Annotated in this window: 10 protein-coding genes; 1 reads left to right on the top strand and 9 read right to left on the bottom strand. The window is 42.1% G+C overall.

The window, feature by feature from the left end:
- Nucleotides 1–125 precede the first annotated feature (125 nt).
- The 5 genes from ppdK to ACTWQL_RS16950 form a co-directional block, all read right to left on the bottom strand.
- Nucleotides 126–2,798 carry a pyruvate, phosphate dikinase gene (ppdK, locus tag ACTWQL_RS16970; protein ID WP_443143616.1) on the bottom strand — a complete coding sequence of 891 codons (2,673 nt, stop codon included), beginning with the start codon at nucleotides 2,796–2,798 and terminating at the stop codon, nucleotides 126–128.
- A complete protein-coding gene (locus ACTWQL_RS16965) occupies nucleotides 2,791–3,615 on the bottom strand; it encodes a pyruvate, water dikinase regulatory protein (RefSeq protein WP_443143615.1) in 825 nt (274 codons plus the stop codon). Before ACTWQL_RS16965 ends, ppdK begins: the two co-directional genes overlap by 8 nt.
- Nucleotides 3,616–4,258: 643 nt before the next feature.
- On the bottom strand, nucleotides 4,259–5,584 hold the full coding sequence (locus ACTWQL_RS16960) for a GntP family permease (RefSeq protein ID WP_443143614.1): 1,326 nt from the start codon (nucleotides 5,582–5,584) through the stop codon (nucleotides 4,259–4,261).
- A 105-nt stretch (nucleotides 5,585–5,689) separates the two neighbouring features.
- The gene (locus ACTWQL_RS16955) at nucleotides 5,690–6,697 is read right to left on the bottom strand and encodes a S41 family peptidase (RefSeq protein ID WP_443143613.1); all 1,008 of its coding nucleotides are present in this window, start codon (nucleotides 6,695–6,697) and stop codon (nucleotides 5,690–5,692) included.
- A gap of 91 nt (nucleotides 6,698–6,788) precedes the next feature.
- Nucleotides 6,789–7,847, bottom strand: coding sequence for an alkene reductase (locus tag ACTWQL_RS16950; RefSeq protein ID WP_443143612.1), 1,059 nt, complete (start codon nucleotides 7,845–7,847; stop codon nucleotides 6,789–6,791).
- Nucleotides 7,848–8,036: 189 nt separating this feature from the next.
- Here ACTWQL_RS16950 and ACTWQL_RS16945 point away from each other — a divergent pair, with 189 nt between their 5' ends.
- Nucleotides 8,037–8,474: an Lrp/AsnC family transcriptional regulator gene (locus tag ACTWQL_RS16945; RefSeq protein WP_443143611.1), complete on the top strand. Its 438-nt coding sequence runs from the start codon at nucleotides 8,037–8,039 to the stop codon at nucleotides 8,472–8,474.
- A gap of 82 nt (nucleotides 8,475–8,556) precedes the next feature.
- Here the strand turns inward: ACTWQL_RS16945 and ACTWQL_RS16940 are convergent, their stop codons facing one another.
- The 4 genes from ACTWQL_RS16940 to ACTWQL_RS16925 form a co-directional block, all read right to left on the bottom strand.
- Nucleotides 8,557–9,729, bottom strand: a complete 1,173-nt coding sequence (locus ACTWQL_RS16940) for an MFS transporter (RefSeq protein WP_443143610.1) — start codon at nucleotides 9,727–9,729, stop codon at nucleotides 8,557–8,559.
- A 292-nt stretch (nucleotides 9,730–10,021) separates the two neighbouring features.
- Nucleotides 10,022–10,609, bottom strand: a complete 588-nt coding sequence (locus ACTWQL_RS16935) for a TetR/AcrR family transcriptional regulator (protein WP_443143609.1) — start codon at nucleotides 10,607–10,609, stop codon at nucleotides 10,022–10,024.
- Nucleotides 10,584–11,366, bottom strand: a complete 783-nt coding sequence (locus ACTWQL_RS16930) for an alpha/beta fold hydrolase (protein ID WP_443143608.1) — start codon at nucleotides 11,364–11,366, stop codon at nucleotides 10,584–10,586. The genes ACTWQL_RS16935 and ACTWQL_RS16930 overlap by 26 nt, the downstream gene beginning before the upstream one ends.
- A gap of 291 nt (nucleotides 11,367–11,657) precedes the next feature.
- Nucleotides 11,658–12,044 (bottom strand): hypothetical protein, encoded by a 387-nt coding sequence (locus ACTWQL_RS16925; RefSeq protein ID WP_443143607.1) that lies wholly within the window; start codon nucleotides 12,042–12,044, stop codon nucleotides 11,658–11,660.
- Nucleotides 12,045–12,296 lie beyond the last annotated feature (252 nt).

Genomic DNA, 12,296 nt, shown 5'->3' with positions numbered 1-12,296 from the left:
ACGTTTATTTCATTCAAAATTAAAGCCACGCGTTTTTCACCATTTTGTGACGTTTAGTTAAAGAAGACCCGCCGATCGGCGAGTCTTTGCAAGTGAAAACAGTGGCGTATAGTCCACTAATTTTTTTATAGTTGTGTTTGAGGTTCGGATTGTTTTTGTTCATGTTTGATTTTAGCTTGAGCTGCCGCCAGCCGTGCAAGAGGTACACGGTATGGTGAACAGCTTACGTAATCCAACCCTACCTCATGGGAGAACTGTATCGATGATTTTTCTCCACCATGCTCGCCGCAAATCCCTGTTTTCAACCCTGGTTTTGTACTCCTGCCAAGCTTCACGCCAGTGTCAACAAGCTTTCCGACACCTTCTTGATCAAGAGATGTAAATGGATTTTCTGATAAAACTTCATTCTCGATATACGCTTGAAGGAATTTACCCTCTGCATCATCACGACTGTATCCGAAGGTTGTCTGGGTTAAATCATTCGTTCCAAACGAGAAAAAGTCCGCTTCTTGAGCAATTTGGTCAGCTGTCAAGGCTGCACGCGGCACTTCGATCATCGTTCCAATGAGATAATCAAATTTCTGTCCGGTTTCTTCTTCAACCTGTAACCCGGCATTGATCACCAATTGCCGCATTTCTTTCAACTCATTTACATGTCCGACCAAAGGAATCATGATTTCAGGTTTTACGTCTATGCCTTTTTCCATAACCTTCGCAATCGCATAAAAAATGGCTTTGGTCTGCATGAGGTAAATTTCAGGGTAAACCATACCCAATCGGCAGCCGCGGTGCCCTAACATTGGGTTGAATTCATCCAACTGCCGTACTTTTCGTAACAGATGCTCTTTTTCATGCAATTCCTTAGCATTTGGATCTGTCATCTGAAGCCTGGTTATATCAACAAGCAGTTCTTCCTTATCAGGCAAGAACTCATGAAGAGGAGGGTCTAATAAACGGATCGTTACAGGATAACCCTGCATGACTTCAAAGATTCCTTCAAAGTCCTCCTGTTGCATGGGTAACAGCTTGCTGAGGGCCACTTCACGCTCCTCATATGTTTCAGCAAGGATCATATCCTGAACAATTGGGATACGCTTCACATCCATAAACATATGTTCTGTACGGCACAATCCGATTCCACCTGCTCCAAATTCAAGAGCCTTCTTGGCATCGGCAGGATTATCAGCATTTGTTCTTACACCAAGTGTCCTTTCCTTATCTGCCCAATCAAGCAACAATTGAAACTCATCTGAAAGCTTTGGCTCGATCATTGGAATTTCACCTAAGAAAATTTCACCCGTTGAACCGTCAATCGTAATACGATCCCCTCGGTTGACAATTGTATCTCCCACGTGGAACTGCTTTAATTTCAAATCAATACGTAATGCATCACAGCCACATATACAAGCTTTACCCATACCTCTTGCAACCACAGCTGCATGACTTGTCATTCCTCCACGGCTCGTGACTGTCGCCTGGGAAGAAACGATGCCATGAATATCATCCGGTGTTGTTTCTGGACGAACAAGAATGACCTTTTTGCCCTCTTTCGCCAATCGTTCTGCTTCATCCGCATCAAATTCTACCTGCCCTGTTGCGGCCCCAGGTGATGCGGGTAGACCTTTGGCTAACGGTTTCCGTACGTAGGATTCATCAATACGACGGTGGAGAAGCTGATCAAGCTGCTCTGGATCTACACGTAAAAGGGCTTCCTGCTTACGAATGATTTGTTCATTTACGAGTTCCACCGCGATTCGAAGAGCAGCTTGAGCCGTTCGTTTACCTGTCCTTGTTTGGAGAATGAATAGGTTTCCTCGTTCTACTGTAAACTCAATGTCCTGCATGTCTTGATAATGCTTTTCAAGAAGGTGACTTGTTTCAACAAACTGCTCATAAACGTCCGGCATTTTCTCTTGGAGAGTAGTTTTAATGGGCTGCGGAGTACGAATTCCAGCAACAACATCCTCACCCTGGGCATTTATCAAATATTCACCGTAAAGTTTTGCTTCACCGGTAGATGGATTCCGGGTAAAAGCGACTCCCGTACCAGAATCATTGCCCATATTTCCAAATACCATGCTTTGAATATTTACAGCTGTTCCAAAATGACCGGGGATTTTCTGAAGACGCCGGTATACGATCGCACGTTGGTTATTCCATGAATCAAATACGGCACGGATCGATAAAGATAATTGTTCCTTCGGATTCTCAGGAAAAGTCCTTCCAGCATGCTTTTCAACAAGGTCTTTGTATCCCTTGATCACTTCTTTCCAATCATCTGCAGCCATTTCAGGGTCTGATTGGTAGCCTTTTTCAATCCGATATTCTTCTAAAAATTGCTCAAAATAAAAAACATCAACTTTCAAAACCACATCACTGAACATCTGAATGAACCTACGGTAAGAGTCATAAGCAAAACGAGCGTTTTTCGTAAGGTTTGCCAAGCCCTCCACTGTTTGATCATTCATCCCAAGGTTCAAAACTGTATCCATCATTCCTGGCATCGAATGTACTGCACCCGAGCGGACAGATACAAGCAGCGGATTGGAGGGGTCTCCAAGACGTTTACCTGTTTTTTCTTCAAGGTTTTGAAGCGCTTTTGAAATCTGAAATTCGATCTCTTCAGGGATGGATTTTCCTGCCTCGTAATACAAATTACAAGCCTCTGTCGAAATGGTGAATCCGTAAGGAACAGGCAAACCGATCCGGGTCATTTCTGCCAGGTTAGCCCCTTTGCCTCCTAAAAGTTCCTTTTGTTCACTGCTCCCCTCATCGAACATATAGACGAATTTAGTCATGGAATATTACCCCTCTCTTTTTTAACATCGCTAATATCAAGTCAGCTGTTTCCTCTACTGCTTTATTTGAGACATTGATAATCGGACAACCTATCCGTTTCATAATCTTTTCAGCATACTCTAATTCTTCAAGGATCCGATTCAGATTCGCATAATTCGCCTGGGCTGTTAATCCTAAATTCTTCAATCGTTCCTTCCGTATTTCATTCAATTTATCAGGTGTTATGACTAAACCCACACATTTATTTTTAGGAATATCAAAAAGTTCATCAGGAGGCGTTATTTCAGGTACTAACGGGACATTTGCCACCTTGAATCTTTTGTGGGCCAGATACATGGAAAGTGGTGTCTTTGATGTTCTGGAAACACCAATCAATACAATATCTGCACGGCTGAGCCCTCTTACATCTTGCCCATCATCATTTTTGACTGCGAACTCAACGGCTTCAACTCTACGAAAATAGTTTTCATCCATTTGCCTTATAAGTTTTGGCTGCCGTACTGGTTCTTTCCTGAATTTTTGACTGAAGGCTTCCATCAGCGGATTCATCAAATCAATCGCAATGACCCCCTCTTCCCTTGCCCCATCATCAAGATATTGCTTTAAAGAAGGCACCACCAGTGTATAGGCGATGATGGAATTACTATACTTCGCAGCAGTAATGACATTATTAAGATCTTTTACATCCTCTACATAAGAAATATGTTTGATTTCAACCTCTCCACCGTTAAATTGTGCTGCAACTGCTTTTACCATCAATTCAGCTGTTTCGCCAACCGAATCAGAAACGACATAAACGATTTCCTGGTTTTTCACATATGAGCTCCCTCTTATTTTGACTTGTAGTGTTGGATTTTAGGTTATACTAATAAATCTATAAATCTATATTTGTGTCATACTATTAAATTTAATAGTATATTACTATTAATACCGCTTAGATACAATCCTTTTTGCATGATTGTATTAAAAAACTTTCGGTAAACACCCGCTCGTCGATGGTTTTTCTTTATAAAAATTTAGATGTTCAGCAGTGTAGAATGCACACAGCTGGATGAACGATGTGACCCATGTATCAAGTATGGGAAAAACAATAGGTATATACAAACTCCTCCTTGCCCCAGAAGACAATATTAGGGGGCAAGGGCAACAATTTTAACTTATTCCCGCCGGATTAGAAGTTAATCCGGCCACTTTCATGAGTAATCCGGCGGAATGAGAGTATAATCCGGCCACTTTTCCTCGGAATCCGGCGGGTTTGGGGCCTATTCCGGCGGGTTGGAGCATTAATCCGGCCAAAGGTTACTTTTTACACTTTTTCGCATCCAGGGTTTAAGGTATTTTAATAAAAAGAAAAGAGGCTGTCCTCAAAATTTTTGGACAGCCTCGCAGTAAGCGAGCAACCTGAAGCGGAAATCGGCCACTCCATTTTTATTTGCAACAAGGCTTAGAAAACAGCCTTTTATAAAAATAGATTTAGCAGCAAAGCACCTGCAAATGCGGTTAAGGAAAGAATGGTTTCCAGTACGGTCAACGTTTTGAAGGTTTCTGTAACGGTTAATCCAAGATATTCTTTCACCATCCAAAAGCCTGGATCGTTTACATGCGAAAACATCATTGATCCTGCACCTGTTGCAATTACTAGCAATTCCAAATTGACCCCGGACATATGCTCAATGATCGGAGAAACAATACCGGCAGCTGTTGTTAAGGCGACCGTTGCTGAGCCTGTCGCAATTCGAATTAAGCTTGCAATGATAAAGGCCATCACTAGCGGAGACAGGGATAGATTTGCAGACATGCTGCCCATTGTCTCACCAACACCGCTCTCGATCAATATCTGTTTAAATCCGCCGCCTGCACCGATGATCAATACGATTGAACCTACTGGCAGCAAGCTTTCCTCAGTGAATTTTTTAATAAGATCTCTATTCATCCCTTTACGGAATCCAAGAAAAAAGTATGCTGCAAATACAGCAATCAATAATGCAATGACCGGATTTCCTATAAGTGCAACGAATTTCTTATAGCTTTCCGGAAGCGGTACATAAGGTGCTAATGCAGCGAGAATCATAAGAATGACTGGCAATAAAATAATAAAGAAAGACATACCTGAGCTTGGCAATTCTGTTGCAGCCGTATTAATGCGGATCAATTCAGGTTCTTTTTCAGGAACAACGCGTTTGTGCACCCATTTTGCAAACAATGGACCTGCAATAACTGCAGCAGAAAATGCGATTACAAGAGAGTAAAGAAGAACCATTCCAAGATCGGCATCATATATGCTGATAGCAGCAAGTGCGCCAGGACGTGGCGGAACAAGACCGTCTACGATGGATAGACTTGCAATGACCGGCAAGGCGATCAATAAAATATTTTGCTTCGTTGTTTTATGTAACGAAATGACTAAAGGCAATAATATTAAAATACCTACTTCAAAAAATACAGGAATCCCGATAATAAAACCTGAAAGCAACATAGCCCACGGCAAGCGTTTTACACCAAAAATCCGTACAAAATAATTGGCGATCTGCAGTCCGGCTCCAGATTCGGAAAGCATTTTCCCTAAAATTGTGCCTAATGCCAAGATCCCGACCAGATAACCTAAGACTCCTCCTACCCCGGTTTCATATGCCGTTACAATTTTGTCTAAGGATAGTCCAGCCATCAGACCCAAAAATAAACTGGCTACTGTTAAGCTGATAAAAGCATGCCAATTCAGCCAGGATACGGTTGTGATGACAATGACGATAGCTGCTAATGTAACAAGCAATAAATAAGTATCCACCGTTGATCGTTCCCCCCTTCCTTGTATATATACACCTCAGTAACCAATTAAAAGTGTCAGAACAATGGTAAATCGCTCACTTTTTCTATTTATACCTGCATGGTTTTACTTTTTGACCCAACATTCGATTTGTTCCAATGCCTCCCGGGCTTCTTTTACTAGAAACGCATATTCTTTCTTATCCTGGTATTGATTAATGACATCTTGCAGGGCAAGTTCATAGGCTTTTTCAAATGGGTGAACTGTTTCAATATCCGGATCAACACCTGTTCCCTCCCAATTGGTTTCGGTGATGGGGTTGATGGCTCGTCCATTTGGGATGAAGATACTCACATGCTTTGTCAGTTGGTGGAAGCCCCCTGGGTTGGCTCCGCCTGCCGTCGTTTCCCCAATGATGGTAGCCCGTTTCAAGTTTTTCAAATTATAAGTGAACTCTTCAGCAGCTGAAAACGTGTCATGGCCCGTCAATACATAAACTGGTTTCTCACCATATTTTTTTCCGGGAACATAAGGCAATGTCCAGAACTGTCTCATTGAATCGTTGGTCCTCATATAAAAACTGTTCAGATGAAACGAATCGGATTCAAACAAATAGCTTGTTAAAAAGGCAACCATTTCAGGGCTTCCACCGCCATTTTTTCGCAGATCAAAAATGAGTGCTTCTGTATTGGCCACCAAATTCATTGCATTTGCAGCTGCCTCTCCTGCGTATTCAGGATTGTAGAACTTTCGAAGATCAATATAGCCGATGTTGCCTGATAGTCGCTCGATTCTACTATACCCGTAGTTATCAACCTTGGCTTTCAGAAGGTACTCTTCTTTCTGTTCTAACAAACTACGGTTCTGATCAATGGATTTCTCTTGTTCCGTGTATCTTACGCTTAAATGTTTATCGCTACTGATCGAACGGAGATCTTTGGTAAGTTGTGCACAAAAGTCTTCCGTATCATGAATGTTCAGGTAACCATCATTGGCTGTCTTTCCTTCGATCTGTTCACCCATTTCCCTTGCAACATCAGGAAATACATAGTGGTCATTCAATGCTTTTACTAGTAAATGAATGATTTCACTTTGAACCTCACTGCTCAACTTTTCAGCTTGCATATCGATCATCCTCTCTTCATGTAAGCAACTTACCTACAAGTTTATTAATCATACTTATATTCTACCTGTTTCTGCCAGGAGACAGCTATCTATTTTTCATCTAAACAAGCTCTACAAGATGTTTTTTACTATCATAAGATTCCAAAGGCGTCTCCTTTTTCAGTTTAGATACAAAGTCTGGGTTTGCAAGTAGTGGACGGCCGAATGCTGCAAGGTTGATGATATTTTTTTCAAGTGCGGTATCTGCAACACATGGATTGAGATTTCCTACTCCAATAATTGTATCGTACCAATACTCCCTCACAAGTTCATGTAGTGTCTGCCCATTTTTCAGAACCTTGTCAAATTGATGGACGGATGGGTGGAGGATTTTTATTCCCACTTTCCGGAAGGCGTCTGTAAATGTTTGAACTGCAGCTTCTGGGTCTTCCCACTTAAAATGTGGTGTATCATCTTTCAACTCCGAAAACCGGATGACCGTCCTGTCAGCTCCTGCTTCTTCCAAGACAGCCTGAAGGACCTCTTTCATAAAAGTCAATCGTTGAGCTAGATGACCACCATACTCGTCAGTTCGTTTATTCGACACTTCTGAATTGAACTGATCGATCAGGTACCCATGTGCTCCATGAACTTCCACGCCGTCAAACCCAGCTTGCATCGCATTTCTGGCCGCTTTCGCGTATTGTCGGATCGTTTCTTTAATATCCGATTTAGTCATTTCCTCAGGCATATCAAATGGCTTTCCATAACGGTGCACATGCCCTTCCGCTCTTATCACTGATGGAGCTTGGGGTGGCAGTCCACCCGAGATTTTGTGATGTGTAAGCCTCCCAACATGCCATAATTGGGCGATGATTGTGCCTTTTTCCTCGTGTACAGCCTCCGTCACTTTCCGCCATCCCTTTACCTGTTCCTCCGTATATAAACCCGGGAGATTAAAAGTCCCCTTCCCACGAGGACTCGTTATAATCCCTTCAGTTATGATAAGACCAACACCATCACTCGCTCTTTTTTTGTAATACTCGACAACATCATTTCCTACTACTCCCGTTTTGTCATCCGCAAAACAGCGTGTCATTGGAGCCATCGCAATTCTATTTCTAAGTTTCCATCCACCAATTTGGATGGGGCTTAGTAAAGATGGATACTTGTTCAGCATTGGATTTCCCCTCTTCATAATGGATTACACCAATAATAGAGAATTGCAGAGAAATTTTACAGGCAATATTCAATGAGATTTACATCATTCTGTTATAAAATAAAGGGAAAAACAAACTTCAACAAATGATTTTTAGATTCGTAAGATATGTGGAATTATTTCGTTATGAAATGAAAAGGAGGCAGGGAAATGGATAAGACTGATAAGGATATTTTACTCACACTCCAAGAACAAGCTCGCCTTTCCATGACCGAATTAGGGAAGATGGTGGCGATGTCACAGCCAGCGGTGACAGAGAGAGTAAAAAGACTTGAAGAAAATGAAGTGATTGACCATTATCGAACAATTGTAAACCCTCATAAGGTGAACAGGCATACAACGGCTTTTCTCTTATTCCATACGAAGGATTGTGAAAAGTTCATTCAATTTTGTCAGGAATCAGATGATGTGATTGAAGTCCATCGGATCAGCGGTCCCTATAATTATTTGCTCAAGGTTATGTCTGAATCTATGGAAACACTGGAGTCCTTCATCAATGCTAGCGGGAAACATGGAGACTCTACTACTCTGGTTGTTCTATCCTCCCCTATTAAAAACAAAACCATCATCCCTGTAATCAAGGAATAATGGTTTCGAAAAGGCAAAACACTTACCGGATGCCGGTAAGGAAAAGTGATAGGCTGCTTAACGCAATCTATCCCTCAGCAGTTTAATTCATGCGTGCTTTCGATACGGTCCAAAAGGAAACCAGGAAAAGTGTGCAAAGGATGCCGATGAAACCGTATCCTCCGAAGAGATCGAAGTGGTTTGAAAAGTAGCCGAACCCCAGACTTGTAAAGATGAGGACGACATTGTATCCCAGGGATTGAAAGGAATCGATGGTTGCTCTCATCGTCGAATCGATCTGATGATGCAAATAACCCGTGGTGATCGGCTCCACGATTCCTGAAAACAGGCATACGAGTAAAATCGCTGTGATCCCTGCATACCCTTTGATGAACGACATGCATATGAAGCCTGCGGCAAACACCAGTAGCACACCGGACAGCAGCATCCGGTAGCTGAACCGGTTTTTCAGTTTGTAAGCTAATAGGTTCCCAGGCAGCCTCAACAGGAAAAGAACGGATGAAAATACGCCGAAATAGACGACTGGGATCGTCAGCCGCTCGAGATAAAGCTGCCAGAACTCATCGATGAAATTCATCGCTGCACCTGTCACCATCCCGACGAGGACGACAAGACCGATGCCATGATGGTTCCTGAACAGATCGAGTGATGCTTTCAGATACTGGCTGACTTTGACCGTTTCCTCTGTCCCGCTTTTAATTACAGGTTCCACGAGTAACAAGGAGATGAGGAGCGAAACCATCATTCCAGAAAAAGATAACCAGTAGTTCAATTCAAATCCGAAGCGGTTCGCCAATAGGCTTCCGCTTAAAGCCGCGAGAATCCCCGCTGAGAAATCGAACACATTCAATCTGCCGAGATGCTTTTCAAAAGCGTACTCCTTTTTACTCATCAGCAACGTGTCATACAGCAACGCATTTCCTGCCCCACTGGTTGCTGAAGTACCGATGCCCGCTAGTATGACGACAACCGCAAAGTGCCAGAATTCCGTGGCATAGACGAGAATCAGGAACTCCATACACCCGAGGAAGGCACTCGCGATGATCAGGTTCTTCCGGCCCCACTTGTCGGCGATGATGCCGGTGGGTACTTCCAGAAAGACAATCGTGATCGCATAGATGATTTCGGTATAGACAACCATCTGGATCGACATGCCCCGTTCTTCCCAGAATAATCGTTCGATCACATATGCCGGGATCAAGTTGTAAAAAAACCGGATCGCATATAGCTTGTTGATATTTTTGATCGTGTCCATGAACCGGGCCCCTTCCATTTCTGATTGCTACACATATGCAATCATCGACGGAGGTGCTCGTTCACCGACTGGTTTTACAGATTAACAAGGGGGTCGAGCGAACGTCATAAGGACAGCTCCTTTTCTCGGATTTGGTTACCTTCATCATAAGCCGTTGCCAACCGGTAGTCAATTCACGTTCCATATCATTGTATGAAATGAATTAAACACATAAACACATATCTTTGTGTACAAAAAAACTGCCCCTGATTTGAGGCAGTTAACTAGCAATCTTTCATCCCTTTCTATTTTACTAAGGTCTGCAAAATTCATCGATTATTTGTTTCTTTATCTCTTCTATAGGAAATTGATGTGGATAACTTGAGATCATCAGCATGGTTCCTTGCAGGGTTGAGGAAAAGTACAACGACCTTTTCCTGGGGTTCTCGACTGCCATCTTTTCGAAAATCTCACATTGCACTTCGAACAGTTTTGCGTTTTCTTCGACCAGCTTCCTGCTGTATTTGATTAATTCTTCATCAGCTTCCGGCTGTGTCTGCAGGTGCAAATAAAACCGATGGACATCAGGATTTTGACAGACGTTATCGATCGCCCCATTGACAATGTACTTCAGTTGTTCAGCAGGGGTTTGATAATCAGCCGTTCCTTCCAGCACTTTGGCGATCTCTTGGATCCGAACCTCGACCATTCTAGAAAGCAGCTCTTCTTTCCCCTTGTAATAGTTATAAAGCAAACCTTTCGAAATCCCTGCTTGTTTAGCAACATCACTGATTGAAGTAGTGTGATAACCCTGTTTTATAAACAATTCCATTGCAGCTGTATGAATTTTTTCCTGGGATATTTTCCGAATGCGTTCATTCTCTGTTGGTGTTCGCGGCATGTTTACATTCATCCTCCATAAAGTCAGTAATAAGACGAGAAAGTTCTGCAGGGTGGGTAAGCGTCACCATATGATCGCCATTCAGAATTTCAATGACACGTACAGATGGGACCTTCCGAAAGCAATCTGCCACTCGCTGATTATCCGGTAATTCCTTTTCTCCGATAATAAATAGCGTTTCTACTGGCAGTTCGGTAAGCCTTTCAAACGTCGGTGGCTGTGGCCAAATCATTTCAAATGCCGGCCATTGGATGATCCGGTTCAAATAATCTCTTTGCATTTGAACCATCAAATCGTGTTGCGGGCTATCCATAACAACTTGATAAGATGGGGCACTAAGTGATAACTCCATCATTCTATCAACGTTAGGCGCAGCCTCATTTATCTTCTTTATGTATTCCCCAAAATCGTTTGAATAAGGATACCCTGACAATGCCGGTGCGATCAAAATAAGCTTCGATACTCTTTGGGGATATTCCAGTGTAAAATCCGTTGCAATCTGGCCCCCCATCGAATGACCGACAAGCATGACCTTTTCCAGTTCAAAATAGTCAAGCAGATTCTTCAGGTCTTCTACATAATTGACTTTGCCTGATGGGTCTGGTGAATTCCCGACACCCCGCCCATCAAAAGTGATGACTTTAAAATGTTCCGCTAAAAAGGGAGTAACAAATGTCCAATCACGTAAATCCGCACCACCACTATGAAGGAGTATAACAGGTTCCCCGTTTCCACTTACCTCATAATGCAAATCCATCGTTCAACCTCCATTCACTCTTTTAACATTATTTTACTTTTGAATGAACGTTTAGTCAATATAAAATAAAGTGGATTTATTAGACGGTCTTTACACTTGAATATAAAAAAGCTGCCTTGATAAGACAGCTATCTATCTTTCAAATGAGCATTCATTTATCTATGCAAGTGGAAAACAAGGCGACTCTACTACTCTGATCGTTTTATCCTCACCTATAAAAACAAAACCATTACACCTATTCTCAAGGAATAATGGATTACAAGACTACTTCACAGTCACAATGCAAAAGTGTCAGCTCATGCTAACCGATGTCCACCGCTTTCGAGATTTAAGCACTAATGTACCTGTGCAGACTCGCAAAAGAGAGACCATCCGTCGTGAATGGTCTCTCTTTGTGCGATATTCATTTCCTGTAGTTCTATCGAATATCCATCTTCCTTTCAATTCACCTTCATAGTGATGTTCCCCAACCCGAATATCGATGGTTTGTTTACTTGTGAATGGATTTTCTTCATCCATTTTGATGAGTACTGGTGCAGTTTCCGCATTCATTTTTGCTGTTCCTGTAAAACTTGCCCAACCCTCATAAGTTTGAAGTAATCCGATGTCCTTGCTCTTGATGTATAATCCATTCTTTAAATCGAGTATGTGGAAAGTTCCCCCTTGGCTTTGAATCATTCTTTCCTTGTTCAATAGAAAAATGGACGAGGACACCTTTTCTTTCATCGATGGCCCAACTGAAACTATTACACTTTAATAATTTATATATCTATGCACGAATAATAACTATTAATCTTGCTTTATTTTTCAAAGGTTAACTAATAAAAGAAGATACCCCAAAAACGGTAGTCATTCTCAAAAAAAAAGGCTTGTTATCAACCCAAGCCCCGATCTAATAGATCATACTTTCTATTGCTTTGTTTTAAGATT

The sequence above is a fragment of the Pseudalkalibacillus sp. R45 genome, from assembly GCF_052246725.1.
Taxonomy (GTDB): domain Bacteria; phylum Bacillota; class Bacilli; order Bacillales; family Fictibacillaceae; genus Pseudalkalibacillus.
This window is presented reverse-complemented; position numbering and strand designations above follow the sequence as displayed.

What these genes read in the sequence shown, in the direction of transcription:
- ppdK (WP_443143616.1), bottom strand. Translation starts at nt 2,798, where the DNA reads ATGACTAAATTCGTCTATATGTTCGATGAGGGGAGCAGTGAACAAAAG.
- ACTWQL_RS16955 (WP_443143613.1), bottom strand. Translation starts at nt 6,697, where the DNA reads ATGATCGATATGCAAGCTGAAAAGTTGAGCAGTGAGGTTCAAAGTGAA.
- ACTWQL_RS16950 (WP_443143612.1), bottom strand. Translation starts at nt 7,847, where the DNA reads ATGCTGAACAAGTATCCATCTTTACTAAGCCCCATCCAAATTGGTGGA.
- ACTWQL_RS16945 (WP_443143611.1), top strand. Translation starts at nt 8,037, where the DNA reads ATGGATAAGACTGATAAGGATATTTTACTCACACTCCAAGAACAAGCT.
- ACTWQL_RS16940 (WP_443143610.1), bottom strand. Translation starts at nt 9,729, where the DNA reads ATGGACACGATCAAAAATATCAACAAGCTATATGCGATCCGGTTTTTT.
- ACTWQL_RS16935 (WP_443143609.1), bottom strand. Translation starts at nt 10,609, where the DNA reads ATGCCGCGAACACCAACAGAGAATGAACGCATTCGGAAAATATCCCAG.
- ACTWQL_RS16930 (WP_443143608.1), bottom strand. Translation starts at nt 11,366, where the DNA reads ATGGATTTGCATTATGAGGTAAGTGGAAACGGGGAACCTGTTATACTC.
- ACTWQL_RS16925 (WP_443143607.1), bottom strand. Translation starts at nt 12,044, where the DNA reads ATGATTCAAAGCCAAGGGGGAACTTTCCACATACTCGATTTAAAGAAT.